Genomic DNA, 16,047 nt, shown 5'->3' with positions numbered 1-16,047 from the left:
GCGACAAAAGAAAGGTAACCAAAGAAAAACGCTTTTCTTTGAATCAAGGGCCCGCAAGTGCGGAGCTTCNGGACATCCATGTCCCGGTAGCGCACGGCGTGCATCCTGCACGCCGCCCTTCGGGTGTCCGTTTGCTAACGCGAGTCAGTGGCTTCGCAGCGCTGGATGAACGGCGAGGCTTCAAGCGCAAGCGACATAGCCACCCTGTAGGAGCGGCGCGAGCCGCGACCGCGAAAACGCAACCACGGCGCAGGTCTCGACGTGTTCGAGATGTCGCGGTCGCGACTCGCGTCGCTCCTACAAGAAGGCCATGTCGCCACGTCGGCTCGTGCTTCAACAGCGGATCCGTCCGCTTACTTGGCCGCAGGCGGATCCAACCGCAACAACTTCCCCTGATCCTCATCCGTCAACACAAACACCTTGCCGTCGCCGGACACCCGCACATCGCGAATCCGCCACCCCAGCGACCGCAGCAGACGTTCCTCCTTGAGCACCTTGTCCCCATCCAGGCTCAACCGGATCAGGCTGCCATCGGCCAAGGCCCCGAGAAATAAACTGTCGTTCCACGGCGAACCGGCATGGCCGGTGTAGAAGGCCATGCCCGACAAGGCGGGCGAGACTTCCCAGACGTGATACGGCGACTCAAGGCCCGGCTTCTCCTTGCCCTGCGCCTCGGCGATCTTGAGCCCGCTGTAATCGATGCCGTTGGTGATCAACGGCCAACCGTAATTCTTGCCCGGCTGCGGCAGATTGATTTCGTCGCCGCCGCGCGGGCCGTGCTCGGCTTCCCACAATGTGCCGGTGCGCGGGTCGACCGCCAGCGATTGCATGTTGCGATGGCCGTAGCTCCAGATCTCCGGACGCGCGTCCTGGCGGCCGACGAAAGGGTTGTCGGCCGGCACGCTGCCGTCGAGATTGAGCCGCACCAGCTTGCCCTGCAGTTTGTCGAGTTCCTGCGAGGCCATGCGCTGCTGGCGCTCGCCCTGGGTGATGAAGATATGTCCGTTCTTGTCGAAGGCCAGACGCGAGCCGAAGTGATTCGGGCCGACCAGCTTGGGCTGCTGCTGATAGATCACCTTGACGTCCGACAACGCGGCATCGCCCAGCGTGGCCGACGCCACCGCGGTGCCGGCGCTGTCGTCCGGGCCGGGTTCGGCGTAGCTCAGGTAGATGCGTTTGCTGCTGGCGAAATCCGGCGCGAGCACCACGTCGAGCAGGCCGCCCTGGCCTTTGGCCCATACCGCGGGCACGCCGGCGATCGGCGCGGAGATCGCGCCGTCGGCGCCCACGCGACGCAGGCGTCCGGGGCGTTCGGTGATCAGGAACGCGCCGTCGGGCAACAACGCCACCGACCATGGATGGTCGAGTCCCGATGCGATCTCGTGCACGCGCACCGGTCCGGCTTCGCTGGGGACTTCATGGGACGCGCGTTGCGCCGGCGCGGGTACCGGTTTAGCGGCGGCGGCTTCGGCCTGACCGCCGCGCTGGCAGGCGGACAGACCGAGCAGCAGGACCAAGGCTGGAATCGTGCGGGTGAGGGCAGTGCTCATGCGGTCGCTCCTGTGAGGGAAAAGCTTCGGCGATCCACACCATAGCCGCTGGCCGCGGGGCGGACAAACGCACCGCGTCATGCGCTCGATTGCTCGGCGACATCGGCGAAAACGTGAACCCGCACAATCGCGGCTTGCCAGCCGCGGGCATGCGGCGGCATGCTCCGATCCGCGCCGGTGGCCGGCGCGGTCGAACCGATGAGTCGTCGGGCGGCCAGGGTCACCGCCGCACGGCGGTGCAACGAAAAGGAGTTCATCGATGCCGTTGCCGGCTCACCCTGTCGCGTGCGGTCTTGCCGCGAACCTCGCTGTCGCACTGAGCCCGATCTTACTGAGCATGTTCGCGACCCCGGCCCATGCCGGCGAGCATGCGTGTTTCATCGACCGGGTCGAGTCCGTGCCCGAGGGCGTGCGGGTGTATTTCGATGCGGCGGCGGATTCGACCGTATCGGTCCGGCTCAAGGGCGAGACGGCGTATACCCGCAGCTACCGCACGCGCAACGGCAAGCTGCGTCCAGGCGACGACGACCAGGCGGTCGAACAGGCGTTCGTGCTGCTGGCCGAAGGCGACGGCATGAGCATGCTCAACGGCCCCCACGATCGCTGCACGGTCGAGGTGGCGCGGCACGGCGGTTACACCGGCGTGCTCGCGGCGAACGTCGTCAGCGAGCCGGGCGCGTCGCGGGTGCAGGAAGAATTCATCCCCGCGCTGGTGTCGGCGACCGCGCCCCTCTGAACGGCACGCGCGGGCGCTCAGCGATAACCGGCGGCCTGCAGTTCGAACAATTCGGCGTAGCGTCCGCCCTGCGCGAGCAACTCGGTGTGGGTGCCGCTGGCCTCGAGCCGGCCCTCGGCCAGCACCAGGATGCGGTCGGCCATGCGCACGCTGGAGAAGCGGTGCGAGATCAGTACCGCGGTGGTGTCCGACGACAATTCCTTGAAGCGCTGGAACACTTCGAACTCCGCGCGCGCATCCAAGGCCGCGGTCGGTTCGTCGAGGATCATCACCTGCGCATCGCGCATGTAGGCGCGCGCGATCGCGATCTTCTGCCATTGCCCGCCCGACAAGTCCACGCCGGTTTTGAAACGCCGGCCGATCAGCTGGTCGTAGCCGCGCGGCAGGCTTTCGATCACTTCGTCGGCCGACGAACGCCGCGCCGCGCTGCGGATGCGCTCGAGATCGGTCATCGCATCGATCTGGCCGACGCCGATGTTTTCGCCGGCGGTCAGGTGATAGCGCACGAAGTCCTGGAAGATTACCCCGATGCTCGCGCGCAATTCGTCCAGGTCGTAGTCGCGCAGATCGCGGCCGTCGAGCAGGATGCGGCCTTCGTCCGGGTCGTACAGACGCGCGAGCAGCTTGACCAGGGTGGTCTTGCCGGCGCCGTTCTCGCCGACCAAGGCCAGGACTTCACCAGCCCGTAGTTCAAAATCCAGACCGCGCAAGGCCCAACGCTCCGCATCGGGATAACGAAAGCCCACGTTCTCGAACACGAAGCCGCGCGCGATCGGTTTCGGCACCGCGACCGGGTTGGCCGGCGAGGTGATCTCGGGCTGGATTTCGAAGAACGAGAACAGGTCTTCCAGGTACAGCGCCTGTCCCGCGACCTGCGAGAAGCCGACCAGCAGCCCTTCCAGCAACTGGCGCAGACGGCGAAAGCTGCCGGCCAGGAAGGTGAGGTCGCCGATGCTGAAATCGCCGCGCACCGTGCGCCAGGCGATATAGCCGTACGCGATGTAGTAGCCCAGCGTGCCCAGTCCGGCGAGCACGGTTCCCCACAGCGCGCGTCGGCGGGCGAGGGCGCGGTTGGCGGCGAAGAACTTGTCGGCGAGCTCGCGGTACTTGGCGATCAGGAAGCGGTGCAGATTGAAGATCTTCACTTCCTTCGCGGTCTCGACGCTGGCGCCCATCTGACGCACGTATTCGAGCTGGCGTCGCTCCGGTGTCCAGGCGAAGTTGAGCGAATAGCCCAGCGCATTGAAATGCGCTTCGCCGATGAAGGCCGGAATCAGCGCCACCGCCAGCAGCAGGATCAGCCACGGCGCATACACCAACAGGCCGACCGCGAAGCTGACCACGGTGATGGTGTCCTGCAACTGGCCGAATAACTGGCTCATCAGGCTCATGCGGCCCATGGTCTGGCGGCGCGCGCGGTCTAGCTTGTCCTGCAGGTCGGGATCTTCGAAGTCCTCCAGGTCCAGGGTCGCCGCGTGTTCCATCAGGCGCACGCTGGTGGCGTTGGTGAACAGCTCCGACAGCAGCGAGTCGCCGTAGTTGACGATGCGGCCGAGCAGGTCGGAGCCGATCGCCAGACCGAACTCCAACGCGAGCAGCGTCAATAAGGTGTTGAGCTGACCGCTGGCCCAGGCCTCCGCCAACGTACCGAACCCATGCCCGGTCGCGACCAGCCGCACCGCTTCGTCGATGATCAGCTTGCCGACGTACAAGGTCGCGATCGGCAGCAGCGCGCGGATCAGGCGCAGTCCGAGTGTGAGCAGGGTCAGCGACGGACTGGTCGCCCAGATCTGCTTGAGGAACGGACGCAGGTTGCGCAGCGCGTCGAAGCGCTCGCGCAGGGACGGTTTGCCGCCGTTGCCGGGGCTCGCGTTACGGGACGGCTTGGCGGCGTCGCTGGGAGTGCTCATGCGGCGATTGTGCCCAAGTCCCGGGTCAAGGTTGTGTTTCGATTGCGGTCGGGCCGCGGCGCGCAGGCGCGGACGCGGCTATGCGATGCTGTCCGCGCCCCGGGCTTGGCATGACGAGCGGGCCGTGGACCGGGGTGGAATTCGCGCCGAGCCGTCACCGCTGGATGTCGCCGGCCGCGCATGCGCGCGTCATGACGCGTTTGAACTGGAACGCAACAACTCAAGGGAGCACGGCAATGGCGGGGATGCGGACGCGTTTGAAGCCGGCTTGCACGATCGGCGTGGCCGCCGTCGCGGCGCTGGCCGGCGAGGCCGTCGCATCGGATTACAGCGGATTGCTCCCCGTGCTCTGGGCCATGTACTTCGTCTGTTTTTTGGTGGTCTATGCGGTGGCCTGGGCTTTGTCCACGCTGGTCAAGTCGCGTGGGCGGCGGATGCTGGTGCATGCGGTCGTGCTCGGCGTGTTTTTCGCCCCTTCGTTGGGATTCGGGTGGGCTCCCGCGCTTGCGCTATTGTTTCTGGGCGAGCACAGGGCCATCGCGTTTGTCAGTATCGCGGTCAGCATCGCGGTGATCTGGCTGGTGTTGTGGGGAATGCTGGGCCCTGCGAAGGATCGGCTGCACCTGCGGGACGAGGTGGATGCCCATAAGAATCGCAACGGACAGTGAGCTGCGCCGCGCAACCTGAGACGGCGTCGGCGTGACGCGTCGACGATGCGAGGTCTACGCCTCGTCGCCGAATACCGGCCGGAAGAAGCTGCGCTCGTAGCTGACGATGCAACGGTTCTCGCGGGCGTAGGCGAACGCGGCCTGACAGTCGGGATCTTCGAACGAGCGTGTGCGGTAGTCCTCGTAAGCGGCCAGGCTGGGGAAGGAGAACATCGCCAGAGCGATGTTGCTGCTGCCTTCCGACGGCATGAAGTAGCCGTGGTGGGTGCCGCCGAATTTCTCGACCAGTGGAATCCACAGGCGGCCGTAGTGTTCGAATTCGGCCAGTTGATACGGGTCGATGACATAGCGCAGATAGCAGGTGATCACGGGACGCTCCGCGGTGGGGGTTCGGACCAATCTAACCGGCGCGGCTGAAGGCACAAGTGACGTTTGAAATCCGCGCGGCCCGGCGGCGTCGGCGAGGAACTGCCCAGTGGCGCACAAACCGCCACGCCGGCGCTGTCGCCGATGCGGGCGCTCGCGTACCGTGGCCCGGCTCCGCGAGGAGCGCATGGAACTTGCAGTGCTGATCCATCCATCGAAAAGGAGAGTTCGAATGAAGATCCAGCCGTTGAAAGGCAAGCTGTCGAGCCGTCGCTTCACCGTGGCCCTGGCCGCGTTCGCCTTTGCGTTCGCGTTCGGCGCCAGCGCGGCGCCGCGCGATCTGATCGTGTGCGCGGGCGGTGTCTACTGTTACTACGATGTCCTCGAGACCTGCCGCGAGTCGGGCCAGGACGAGTATTACTGCCAGATGCTGTGGCGCGGCTGCGTGTTGGACGCTTGTCCGCAGTAAGGCGCCGACGTCGGTTATCGAAGCCGGCGCGATCGCGGCCCGCGGTCCCGATCATGGGACGGCGGGTCGCACTCGCTCACTGGGCGCGCTCGGCCGGGTCGCCGGATCGGCTCGTCAGACCGTGGCGGCCAGCTTGAAGATCGGCAGGTACAGCACGACCGCCGTAAGCGCGATCATGCCCATCCCACCGACCACGCCGAACACACACGCGACCAGATCGCGCCGCGGCCGCGGCCACAGCCCCCACAGCGCCAATACCAGCAAGGGCAGCGGACAGCCCAGCCAGGGGCGGGCGATCAGCAGCGCGGTCGCCGCGGGCAGGTCGGCGCCGAAGGCGGTGAAGGTCTGCGCGAACGAGGGCACCACCAGCAACGGCAGCAGCCCGCAAAAGGCCGACACGATCAGGCCGATCGCCAGCAGCAGCGGGCGCGATCGGTTCGCCGGCGGCGCCGGCAGTTCGGAACGAGGCGCGGTGTAGGGCATGGCGTGGGCTCGCAAGCGCGGGGGCAATGACGGTCGGGGCCGTGGCCGAGGCAGCTTAACCGCCGACGCCTCGCCCGTCCTGGCAAGGGCCGGGAGCGGGCCGGGCGGGTAGAATGGCGATCCCCACCGCCAGCCTTGATGCCCGCCGTGACCGCCAGCCCGTCCCACGCCGCCAGCAGCGGCCCCGTCGTCATCCGCCAGGACGACCTGATCCAGTCCGTCGCCGATGCCCTGCAGTACATCAGCTACTACCATCCGGTCGACTACATCAAGAACCTCGCTGCCGCGTACGAGCGCGAGGAAAGCGCCGCGGCCAAGGACGCGATCGCGCAGATCCTGATCAATTCGCGCATGTGCGCCGAGGGCCACCGGCCGATCTGCCAGGACACCGGCATCGTCACCGTGTTCCTGGAAATCGGCATGGACGTGCGCTGGGACGGCGCCACCATGGGCGTCGAGGACATGGTCAACGAAGGCGTGCGCCGCGCCTATCTGCATCCCGACAACAAGCTGCGCGCCAGCGTGCTCGCCGATCCGGCCGGCAAGCGCGGCAACACCAAGGACAACACGCCCGCGGTGGTCAACGTCAAGGTCGTGCCGGGCAACAAGCTCGGCGTGATCGTCGCGGCCAAGGGCGGCGGTTCGGAAGCCAAGTCGAAATTCGCGATGCTCAACCCGTCCGACTCGATCGTCGACTGGGTGCTCAAGACCGTGCCGACCATGGGCGCGGGCTGGTGCCCACCGGGCATGCTCGGCATCGGCATCGGCGGCACCGCCGAAAAGGCGATGCTGCTGGCGAAGGAAGCGCTGATGGAGCCGATCGACATCACCGACCTGCAGGCGCGCGGCGCCAGCAATCGCGCCGAAGAGCTGCGGCTTGAGTTGTACGAAAAGGTCAACGCGCTCGGCATCGGCGCGCAGGGCCTAGGCGGCCTGACCACGGTGCTCGACATCAAGGTCAAGGATTACCCGACCCACGCCGCCAACTTGCCGGTGGCGATGATTCCCAACTGCGCGGCGACCCGGCATGCGCATTTCACTCTCGACGGCAGCGGTCCGGTGATGCTCGATCCGCCGTCGCTGGAAGACTGGCCGACGCTGACCTACGACGCCTCCAAGGGCCGTCGGGTCGATCTAGACACGGTCACGCCCGAAGACGTCGCCAGCTGGAAGCCCGGTGAAGTGCTGCTGCTCAACGGCAAGCTGCTGACCGGCCGCGACGCCGCGCACAAGCGCATGGTCGAGATGCTCAACAAGGGCGAGGCGTTGCCGGTCGATTTCAAGGGCCGCTTCATCTATTACGTCGGCCCGGTCGATCCGGTGCGCGATGAAGTGGTGGGCCCGGCCGGCCCGACCACCGCTACGCGCATGGACAAGTTCACCGAACAGGTGCTGGCGCAGACCGGCCTGCTCGGCATGGTCGGCAAGGCCGAGCGCGGCCCCGCCGGCATCGATGCGATCAAGAAGCATCGCTCGGTGTACCTGATGGCGGTCGGCGGCGCGGCGTACCTGGTGTCGAAGGCGATCAAGGCCTCGCGCGTGGTCGGTTTCGCCGATCTGGGCATGGAAGCGATCTACGAGTTCACCGTGCAGGACATGCCGGTGACGGTCGCGGTCGACAGCACCGGCGAGTCGGTGCACAAGACCGGGCCGAAGGAATGGCAGACGCGGATCGGCAAGATTCCGGTGGTGGTGGAGTAAGCCGCGTTGCCACGAACAAAAACGCCCGGTTATCCGGGCGTTTTTTGCCTCGATGCCTGCCTGTAGGAGCGGCGCAAGCCGCGACAGCGACATCGCGCCTGGGTCGTAACCGTGAGGTCGCGGCTTGCGCCGCTCCTACAGGAGGTTGTCGCGATCCACGTCGCGATCAGGCAACCGCGATCAAAGCCGCTTGACCAACTGCGCCAGCATCTTCTTGGTCGCCGCCCGGGTCAGATACTCCTTGGCCAAGGTCTCCAACCCCAGCACATTGGTCTCGCTGGTGTCGTCCAGATCGTCCAGCCCGATCAGCAACTCGGCCTGCATCCGGAAATATCCGTCGCCGACCAGTTGCCGCGCGATGTAATCGACCGAATCGGTATTGCCGTCGAACAACACATCGATGATCGGCACCGCCCATTCCAGCGCGCCCCACGAGCGCGCCGAGTCCAGGTCGATGCTGCGCGTGCGCTCGCCGGTGCCGACCGACAGCACCACCAGATCGCGGCTGTTGTCGACCCGTGCGTCCTTGCGCAGCGCCTCGGCGATCGCGCACGCGGTCGGATTGTTGGCGACCACGCCGCCGTCGATCAGCGCGCAATCCTTGCCCTCGACCTTCATCGCATGCGCCGGGAAATAGGTCGGCGCGGCGCTGGACGCACGGCAGACTTCCCACACCAGCAAGTCGCGATGCTTCGGATCGAAGTTCTTGAAGATCACCGGCGTGCGCGAAATCGTGTCGTAGCTGGTGATCAGCACCGGCGCCTCGAGCTGCCCCAGCGTTGTCTTGCCGAACACCTTGCGCAGCACCTTCTCGATGCCGACCCCGTCGTAGCGCGGCGCCGACATGCCGTCGCTGATCAAGCGATTGGCGCGCGACCACAATCGACCGGCGAGATTGGGAAAGATCACGTGACGCTGCGCGCGATACAACTCGGCCAGCGTGTCGGGGCTGATGCCGTGGGCGAGCCCGCACGCGACCAATGCGCCGGTCGAACTGCCGGCGATCAGGTCGAAGTGTTTCAGCAAGCCGGGTTTTCCGGCGCTGGCCAGCGCGCGTTCCACGCCGGCCAACCAATGGCAACTCACCAGGCCGCGGATGCCTCCGCCGTCCAGCGAGAGGATGCGCTGCATCTTCATCGGGTTCTCCGTCGAACCGGCGCAGGTTAACGCAGCCGGTCGACGTCCCGGGTCATACCCGGTCGCAGTTTCGCGTCGCGATCAATACCACTCCAGCAACGACACGCCCAGGCCGATATAGGTTGCGCGATGGTTGTAGTCGATCAGGCTTTCGCCGTAGCCATCGAACACCTGCAGATGGCCGCGCAACTGGTTGTAGATCGGAAAGCCCCAGTCGAACTGCAGCGCGCCGTGCGAGCGATCGCCGCTGCGCAGCGAATGCCGCGCCATCAGCGAAAACTCATGACCGCCGCGGCGATGCACGATGGTCAGATCGCCGCGGCCGATGTAATCCTCGATGTCCGGATTGTCGTCGTCGTTGCCGTCGGAGATGCGCCACCACGGACGCGCGACGATCGACCAGTTCTCGCGGTCCAGGCCGACCTGACCGATCACCCGGTTCCAGCTGCGCGAAAGCGGATCGGCGCGGCCGTTGGACTGATGATTGAGCCCGATCGCCGCCATGCGGCCGCTCCAACCGCCGATGTGGTAGTTGTTGCGGAACACCAGCATCGCTTCGGGTTCGTAATTGGTTTCGCGGAACGGACGCGAGTTGTCGCTGTTGTAGACCTGCCAGCGCGAGGACTGGGTATAGCCCAGCCACACGTCGCCGTTGTCGCCGAACAGGTTTTCCACCGCCTTGGTCTTGAAGCTGATCTGGAACTTGGCTTCGACGCTCTGCAGCGACTGCGGTTCGGTCACGGTATTGCGCGGGTTGGGCGAATGCGGCAGTACGTTGGGGTCGCTGTTCCAGAACGCCGGCAACAGGTACACCGGCTTGTAGGCGCGGAAGTTGAACAGGCCCAGCTTGGAATCCTTGGCCAGTTCCCAGCGGCTGTCGAGCAGGCCGCCCTTGCCGGCGTTGGCGATCGCATCGGCCAGCGGTTCTTCGTGACTGAACAGATTGCCCGCTACCGCGCGGCGCGCGCGTTCGCTGACGCTCGGCTTGGACTCGCCGGCGAGCTCATCGCTTACTTCCAGATTCTTGCGGATCGCCTTAGCCTCCTTGGCCGCGATATCGGCCTGACGCGCGTCGCCGGCCTGGCGGCCGAGCGCGGTGTCGTAGCAGGCCAGGCGATCGGCGTCGACGTTGATCGCCAGACAGGCTTCGGGCGTGGCCGGTTGCACGCCGGTCTGCGCGAACGCGAGCAGGGGCGTCGCGGTCGCGGCCAACAGCAACGCGGCGCGGAATGGAGTGGTGCGGGAGTAGGGCATCGGGCGACTCGTTGGTGATGCAAGGCAGGTGGGTAAAGCCGCGGCAGTCTTGCACTGCGCCGCGAACGAAGCGTGAATCGTGTCGGTGCGGAACGGCCGCGGGCTCCGGCTGAGAGGCCGGAGCCCGCGTGGATCAAAAGAACCAGGAGATCGCGAACAGGCCGAGCATCGCGAACGCCAGGCCGAGCTTGAGCACGGTGCCGACCAGGATGCCGACCCAGGTGCCGACCCCGACCTTGGTGGCTTGGTCGAGCTTGCGGGTATGGATCAGTTCGCCGATCAGCGCACCGACGAACGGGCCGATGAACACGCCGATGAAGCCGAACATCAGTCCGGCGAAGGTGCCGATGATCGAGCCGATGATCGCCAGCTTGCTCGCCCCGACCCGTTTGGCCCCCATCGCGGTGGCGGCGAAATCGATCACCATCGACAGCGCGGTCAGCAGGCCCAGCACGACCAAGGTGATCCAGCCCACTTTCTCGAAACCCGACGCCCACGAGGCCAGCAGCATGCCGCCGAAAACCAGGGGCAGGCCGGGCAGGGCGGGCAGCACCGTGCCGACGATTCCGAGCACCACCAGTACGCCCGCCAAGATGTAATAAAACGTAGTCAAATCCATGCGCAATCCCCGTCCGGACAGGCTGTCCGGGCTGTTTGCATTTTGGCCCATGTCGGGGTACGTTGCGGGCGCTTGGTTTGCCAAGGGTCACCGTGAATCGTGGCCCGATGCGGTTGATCCATCGATCCGCTACATCGTTGCACCTCGCTTCCTCCTTGCAACCAGCACGCGATGCTCGCGTTAACAACACCTCGTTCCAAGGAGAGAGTAACGATGTCCAAAGAAACCGGAACCGTTAAGTGGTTCAACGACGCCAAGGGTTTTGGCTTTATCAGCCGTGAAAATGGCGAAGACGTCTTCGTGCATTTCCGCGCTATCCAGTCCCAGGGCTTCAAAAGCTTGAAGGAAGGCCAGAAGGTTTCCTTCACCGTCGTGCAGGGCCAGAAGGGCCTGCAGGCGGACGCGGTCGAACCGCTGTAATACGACACGGACCTGCTTGATCGCGACGCTTCGCCGCGCCGCATCCGCGTCAGAAGAACCCGGCCTCGGCCGGGTTTTTCTTTTGTGCATTTTTGATGTTTGTCACACTTCGAAATACTCATTCGCCGGCTGTCGCAAAACCGCTACGAAACGTGCCTGTGCGTCCCGCCGCCGAGCGTGAACAGTTCATCGGCGTCACGGCTTGGGCGGCGCTTGAATTTATATCGATTTAAATTTCGCCGGGACGGGCGGCGGGCAATCCAGATACCGGCGATCGGGTTGATATACCCGCCCTCGATGTCGCCGACGCGAGCGGAGCGTCAAGACGAAAAGGCCGGGGACTTCATGCCCCCGGCCACCCCGTCGCCTCGCCCGGCCGTCGCCCATCCCTGTCGCGGCGGCGCTGTCCATGGCGATGCGGATACCGGCGCCCCGATCTGTCTCGCGCCGGTCCCGCGCTTGCGCCTATCCCGGCGCAAGGAGCCTGCTGCGCGGCGCGCGATGGGCCTCGTCTCCCACCGCGTGCCGCCGCGTCCTGTCTGCGATCGCATCCTGCGACAGGCTCGTGGGTATCCAACGCATGGATCGTGGCGATGGGGTTGAGTCGTGCGCACGGTGATCGGCCGTGTCGATACCGATGTCGCGCGCCGCGACAGGCGTCAGGCATCGAGCGATGAAGACCTGCGCTCAAGGCAGGTAGCTAAACCGCTCAGCCAATCGGTCGCGCAAACCCCGCGCGCTAAATCGAATCGCAAAAAAAAACGGCCCGCCGAAGCGGGCCGTCGTTACCTGTCGTAACGCGCGATTGCGACGCGCCGATCAGTTCTGGAACGGGGTGTTCTCGGCGAAGTACTCGTGGTTGTCGGCGTTGTCGAGCGCGTTGGTCGGGTTGCTGATCGCCAGGTTCTTCGCGCCGGTCTGGCCGTAGACGTGATCGTCGGTACCGGCGACCACGGTGAAGTGGCTCATTTCGTGGATCAGCGTGCCGGCCTTGGAGTCGGTGCCGGTCAACGGTGCATTCCAGAACGCGTTGCAGACATAGATCTGATACGGCTGGTTGGCGTAGACATACGCGTAAGCGCTGCTGGTGCAGCCGCAGTTGATGGTGATCTGGCCGTTGCTCTGGTCGATCGCCGAATCGATGTTGACGAAGTGGCTGCGCGCGGTGTTGAGACGGCTGGAGGTGTAAGCGCCGAACCAGGTGGTATAGCGCGGCCCGATGGTGCCGGTGTTGAGATAACCCTTGGCGTTTTCGGCGTAGGTGCGCGCGGCGTTCACTGCTTGGCCCGCGCTGCTGGTGCGCGCGGTGGTGCAGCCGACGTAATTGACGCCGTTGACCACGGCGGTGGGACCCACCGGCTTCTTCGCCACGGCGGACATTTTCTCGCCGCCGAGCTGATCCAGGCCGTCGACCCACAGGCTTAGCGGCGCGCTCTGCGCCGACATCGGCAGACCGTTGTTTTGATGCAGCATCACCCGGTCCGAGGTCGAGGCATGTTGCAGCGGCGTGTTGAACGCGACCACGTACTGGCCGGTCCTGGACAGGTCGTAACCCGCCGACAGATCGATCACCCGGCGATAGGTTTCGCCCGGCTGCAGGATCGCGAAGTCTTCGGCCTGCGGCAGGCCGCGCTTGACCATCGCGCCTTCGTACGCGACCGGTTGGCCGTTGTAGCTGATGCTGAACAGCTTGGAATCGAACTGATCCGAAGGCAGTTGCCACTTCGGCAGGCGCACCGTCTTGCGGCTGGTGTTGGTGATGCTGACCTCGACCGAGCCGAGGAAATCGTCGGCGGCGCCGTTGACGGCGACCATGCCGACACGCAGCGGATTGTTCTGCACCGCGCCGGGCGCGGCGATGGCGGCGGCGATGGCGCCGGTCAATACGGCACCCGCGGACACCACATGCACGAAGCGAAGGTTCATTCCACGATCTCCTGATCTTGCGTTGACGAGGCCCGCGAGGCGGACGCGAACGACCCTAGCGCAACGCCCTCGTCATGAAGACCCCAATAAGTGCTCCAGTTCCGTGACTAATCGTGATGTGCGTTGTGGACTCGGATCGTGCTCGCGGCAAACGAAAAACGGCCCGCGTGGCGGGCCGTTTTTCTTCGTTACATTGTTTCAATCAAGCGGGCATCGCGAACGCCGCGTTGCGTCGCCGATCAACGGCCGCCGATCAACGCACGTAGGCGCGACCGTTGTTGACGCGCACGTAGGTGTTCTCGCGAATGCCGCCGAGGTCCTTCTGGGTGACGACCTGAGTGCGGCCGTCGTCCATGCGCACGTACACGTTGTAGCTCGGTGCGCCGACCCGATTCTGGATCGCGTTGCCGGCGATGGCGCCGGCGACCGCTCCGCCGACAGTGGCGGTGTTCTTACGGCCCTTGCTGTCGGTGTGGTCGTCGGCGATCTTGCGGCCGGCGACTGCGCCGACCAGGCCGCCCAACACTGCGCCGGTGGCGCTCGGGGCGTTGCTCTGGGTGCTGATCTGCTCGATCCGGGTGACCACGCCGCAGTCGTAGCAACTGTTGTTCTGGTTGCCATAACCCGACGGCGGCGGGTTGTTGTAACCGCCGTTGTTGTAGCCACCGCCGCCGCCGTAACCCGGCGAGGTCGCGCAACCGGCGAGCGCCAGCGAAGCTGCGGCGGCTACGGCCAGCAATCGGAAATTCTTGGTATTCATTCGAGGCTCCTGCGCTGTGAGCGAATGGCGGAAGTCGCCACGCGCTGGACACGCTATAAGCCGGCGCGTGAACACGTGTTCAATTTATGTGGCTGCTCGCGCTTTGTTTGCGGGCGCGTTCAGGTTGGGGCAGGGTGTGAGCCGTCGCCGTGGCGCGCGGCGACGGCGCGCAAGTTCGCGCTTACCCAGCCGTTACGCCGCGGGTGATGGGCGAAACACGATCAGGAAAAGAGGAAGGGAAGCGAGCAACCAGCAGCCAGCCGTTCGTCAGCGCAAACACTGACAAACCGACACGATCGCCGCGGCGATTCCCCATTCCCGACTCCCGCTTAGCCGCGGAAATCCTGATGACAGGCCTTGCACGCCTCGCCGATCTGATTGGACACCTCGGTCACCCCGGCGCAGCTCACCGGCGGACTAGCCAGCGCGCTGTCGAGGGCGGCGCGCATCTTGGCCGAATGCTGGGCGAAGCGCGTGTCGTCCTTGAGGTCGGGGAAGGCCGGGTCGAGGTCGTCGGCCAGCATGCGCAGCGACTTCAGGTGCGGCAGGGTGTCGGTGGCGGCGCAGCGGTTCTGCTCGGCCTTGCCCTTGAGCTGACCCAGATGCCATTGCTGCAGGTGCATGACGCTGTCGGGGAAATGGTCCTTGCGCTGCTCGAGCGCGCGTACGGCCATGACCGTGGCGACCGCGCCGCCGACCAGACCGAACAGGAAAAGAAACAGGTACTTCGAACCATTGCCTTTGCGTTTCACTGCGGCATTGGTGGGCTGGGTTTCGCTCATTGCCTGGCCTCCATCCAAGATCGCGGAACCATAGCACGCAGCGATGTGAGGCCGGGGTCAGCGGCGCGGCGCGCGGGTGGCGGGCGAGGGCGCTTCGGATCGGTACATGGCGGCCGGTTTGAATCGGCGTTGGCACAGGTGGTTTCGGCGGGTTTGACGGGGCTAAGGCGGCTTGGTACCGGCATTCGGCCGCGCCTCGTGGTTGCGGCCATGAGTCGCTGCTTTCCATCGCCACGGCCGGAATCGCCGGCCTTCGCCACTACAATGGGCGGATGAGCGAATCCACTTCCGATACCGTCTGGCAAGAGCGTTTTGCCGGCATCGACCGACTGTTCGGCCAAGGCGCCGTGGCCCGTTTCCGCCAATGCCGCGTCGCGGTGGTCGGCATGGGCGGAGTCGGCTCCTGGGCGGTGGAGGCCTTGGCCCGCACCGGCATCGGCCACCTGACCCTGATCGACGCCGACGATCTGTGCGTTTCCAACACCAATCGCCAGTTGCCGGCGCTGGATGGAAATTACGGCCGCGCCAAGGTCGAGGCGATGGCCGAACGCTGCCGCGCGATCAGTCCGGCGATCGAGGTCGATGCGATCCAGAGTTTCCTGACCCCGTCCAATCTCGATGAGCTGCTCGATCGCGGTTTCGATCTGGTGCTGGACGCCTGCGACAGTTTCCGCAGCAAGGTCGAGCTGATCGCCTGGTGCCGGCGACGCAAGCTTCCGGTGATCGCGGTCGGTTCGGCCGGCGGGCGCACCGATCCGACTCTGGTGCGGGTGCGCGATCTGTCGCGCACCGAGCACGATGCGATGTTGGCGTTGATCCGCAAGAAGCTGCGCGGGGAGTTCAATTTTCCCAAGAATCCGGATCGGTATTTCGGCGTGTCGGCGATTTATTCGCTGGAGAATGTGAAGTATCCGCAGGCCGATGGGACGGTGTGTGGGTTGCGGCCTAAGCTCGATGGGGACGCTTCGCTCAAGCTCGATTGTGGGGCGGGGTTGGGGGCGGCTACGCATATCACGGGGGTGTTTGCGTTTGCGGCGGTGGCGCGGGCGTTGGAGATTTTGCTTAAGCCTAAGGTGGTGGTGGGTTGAGGGGCTAGGCTTTGGGGTTTCGCGGGAATTCTGCTTTTTCCTTGAGGGCTTTTAGGGCTTCAAAGATCTAGATCTTTGATGGTTCGAAGCTTTGAGGCTTGATGCCTCAAATTTTTCTATGTTTTCTATATTTGAAGCCTTTTAAGCCTTTTAAGCCTTTTAAGCCTTTTAAGCCTTT

18 protein-coding genes are annotated in these 16,047 nt (G+C 65.1%); 7 read left to right on the top strand and 11 right to left on the bottom strand.

Going from position 1 to position 16,047, the window contains the following annotated elements:
- Nucleotides 1-353: 353 nt before the first annotated feature.
- Both ASD86_RS06200 and ASD86_RS26485 read right to left on the bottom strand, forming a co-directional pair.
- Nucleotides 354-1,550, bottom strand: a complete 1,197-nt coding sequence (locus ASD86_RS06200; protein WP_082578103.1) for a PQQ-dependent sugar dehydrogenase — start codon at nucleotides 1,548-1,550, stop codon at nucleotides 354-356.
- 77 nt (nucleotides 1,551-1,627) lie between these two features.
- Nucleotides 1,628-1,807, bottom strand: a complete 180-nt coding sequence (locus ASD86_RS26485) for a hypothetical protein (protein WP_157476238.1) — start codon at nucleotides 1,805-1,807, stop codon at nucleotides 1,628-1,630.
- An 80-nt stretch (nucleotides 1,808-1,887) separates the two neighbouring features.
- Between ASD86_RS26485 and ASD86_RS06195 the strand changes: the two genes are divergently transcribed.
- The gene (locus tag ASD86_RS06195; protein ID WP_056108301.1) at nucleotides 1,888-2,286 is read left to right on the top strand and encodes a hypothetical protein; all 399 of its coding nucleotides are present in this window, start codon (nucleotides 1,888-1,890) and stop codon (nucleotides 2,284-2,286) included.
- A gap of 17 nt (nucleotides 2,287-2,303) precedes the next feature.
- Here the strand turns inward: ASD86_RS06195 and ASD86_RS06190 are convergent, their stop codons facing one another.
- Nucleotides 2,304-4,196: an ABC transporter ATP-binding protein gene (locus ASD86_RS06190; protein ID WP_056108297.1), complete on the bottom strand. Its 1,893-nt coding sequence runs from the start codon at nucleotides 4,194-4,196 to the stop codon at nucleotides 2,304-2,306.
- A gap of 110 nt (nucleotides 4,197-4,306) precedes the next feature.
- Here ASD86_RS06190 and ASD86_RS06185 point away from each other — a divergent pair, with 110 nt between their 5' ends.
- Nucleotides 4,307-4,864, top strand: a complete 558-nt coding sequence (locus tag ASD86_RS06185) for a hypothetical protein (RefSeq protein WP_157476236.1) — start codon at nucleotides 4,307-4,309, stop codon at nucleotides 4,862-4,864.
- A gap of 54 nt (nucleotides 4,865-4,918) precedes the next feature.
- On the opposite strand, the gene ASD86_RS06180 is transcribed toward ASD86_RS06185, so the two are convergent.
- Nucleotides 4,919-5,233, bottom strand: coding sequence for an NIPSNAP family protein (locus ASD86_RS06180; protein ID WP_056108291.1), 315 nt, complete (start codon nucleotides 5,231-5,233; stop codon nucleotides 4,919-4,921).
- 229 nt (nucleotides 5,234-5,462) lie between these two features.
- Here ASD86_RS06180 and ASD86_RS06175 point away from each other — a divergent pair, with 229 nt between their 5' ends.
- Nucleotides 5,463-5,699 carry a hypothetical protein gene (locus ASD86_RS06175; protein ID WP_056108288.1) on the top strand — a complete coding sequence of 79 codons (237 nt, stop codon included), beginning with the start codon at nucleotides 5,463-5,465 and terminating at the stop codon, nucleotides 5,697-5,699.
- 114 nt (nucleotides 5,700-5,813) lie between these two features.
- Here the strand turns inward: ASD86_RS06175 and ASD86_RS06170 are convergent, their stop codons facing one another.
- A complete protein-coding gene (locus ASD86_RS06170; protein WP_056108284.1) occupies nucleotides 5,814-6,182 on the bottom strand; it encodes a hypothetical protein in 369 nt (122 codons plus the stop codon).
- Between the two features lie 138 nt (nucleotides 6,183-6,320).
- Here ASD86_RS06170 and ASD86_RS06165 point away from each other — a divergent pair, with 138 nt between their 5' ends.
- The gene (locus ASD86_RS06165) at nucleotides 6,321-7,883 is read left to right on the top strand and encodes a fumarate hydratase (RefSeq protein ID WP_056108281.1); all 1,563 of its coding nucleotides are present in this window, start codon (nucleotides 6,321-6,323) and stop codon (nucleotides 7,881-7,883) included.
- A 180-nt stretch (nucleotides 7,884-8,063) separates the two neighbouring features.
- Here ASD86_RS06165 and ASD86_RS06160 read toward each other — a convergent pair whose 3' ends face one another.
- The 3 genes from ASD86_RS06160 to ASD86_RS06150 form a co-directional block, all read right to left on the bottom strand.
- Nucleotides 8,064-9,020 carry a patatin-like phospholipase family protein gene (locus ASD86_RS06160; RefSeq protein ID WP_056108278.1) on the bottom strand — a complete coding sequence of 319 codons (957 nt, stop codon included), beginning with the start codon at nucleotides 9,018-9,020 and terminating at the stop codon, nucleotides 8,064-8,066.
- A gap of 81 nt (nucleotides 9,021-9,101) precedes the next feature.
- Nucleotides 9,102-10,274, bottom strand: a complete 1,173-nt coding sequence (locus ASD86_RS06155; protein WP_056108275.1) for a phospholipase A — start codon at nucleotides 10,272-10,274, stop codon at nucleotides 9,102-9,104.
- A 133-nt stretch (nucleotides 10,275-10,407) separates the two neighbouring features.
- A complete protein-coding gene (locus ASD86_RS06150; RefSeq protein WP_056108272.1) occupies nucleotides 10,408-10,893 on the bottom strand; it encodes a DUF456 domain-containing protein in 486 nt (161 codons plus the stop codon).
- Between the two features lie 213 nt (nucleotides 10,894-11,106).
- Here ASD86_RS06150 and ASD86_RS06145 point away from each other — a divergent pair, with 213 nt between their 5' ends.
- Complete coding sequence (locus tag ASD86_RS06145; protein WP_036109558.1) at nucleotides 11,107-11,313, top strand: cold-shock protein; 207 nt, start codon at nucleotides 11,107-11,109, stop codon at nucleotides 11,311-11,313.
- A 606-nt stretch (nucleotides 11,314-11,919) separates the two neighbouring features.
- Nucleotides 11,920-12,111 (top strand): hypothetical protein, encoded by a 192-nt coding sequence (locus ASD86_RS26480; protein ID WP_157476234.1) that lies wholly within the window; start codon nucleotides 11,920-11,922, stop codon nucleotides 12,109-12,111.
- Nucleotides 12,112-12,132: 21 nt separating this feature from the next.
- On the opposite strand, the gene ASD86_RS06140 is transcribed toward ASD86_RS26480, so the two are convergent.
- The 3 genes from ASD86_RS06140 to ASD86_RS26475 all read right to left on the bottom strand — a co-directional run bounded on the left by ASD86_RS06140 (nucleotide 12,133) and on the right by ASD86_RS26475 (nucleotide 14,781).
- Entirely contained in the window at nucleotides 12,133-13,239 is a 1,107-nt protein-coding gene (locus ASD86_RS06140; protein ID WP_056108267.1) for a M35 family metallo-endopeptidase, read from the bottom strand.
- Nucleotides 13,240-13,492: 253 nt separating this feature from the next.
- The gene (locus ASD86_RS06135; protein WP_056108264.1) at nucleotides 13,493-13,999 is read right to left on the bottom strand and encodes a glycine zipper 2TM domain-containing protein; all 507 of its coding nucleotides are present in this window, start codon (nucleotides 13,997-13,999) and stop codon (nucleotides 13,493-13,495) included.
- 329 nt (nucleotides 14,000-14,328) lie between these two features.
- Nucleotides 14,329-14,781 carry a hypothetical protein gene (locus tag ASD86_RS26475; protein WP_056108261.1) on the bottom strand — a complete coding sequence of 151 codons (453 nt, stop codon included), beginning with the start codon at nucleotides 14,779-14,781 and terminating at the stop codon, nucleotides 14,329-14,331.
- 272 nt (nucleotides 14,782-15,053) lie between these two features.
- Here ASD86_RS26475 and ASD86_RS06125 point away from each other — a divergent pair, with 272 nt between their 5' ends.
- Nucleotides 15,054-15,869, top strand: coding sequence for a tRNA threonylcarbamoyladenosine dehydratase (locus tag ASD86_RS06125; protein ID WP_056108259.1), 816 nt, complete (start codon nucleotides 15,054-15,056; stop codon nucleotides 15,867-15,869).
- Nucleotides 15,870-16,047: the final 178 nt, after the last annotated feature.

The organism is Lysobacter sp. Root690 (assembly GCF_001427785.1).
GTDB lineage: Bacteria > Pseudomonadota > Gammaproteobacteria > Xanthomonadales > Xanthomonadaceae > Lysobacter.
The sequence above is the reverse complement of the archived record's forward strand: the minus strand, read 5'-3'. Positions and strand labels throughout refer to the sequence as shown.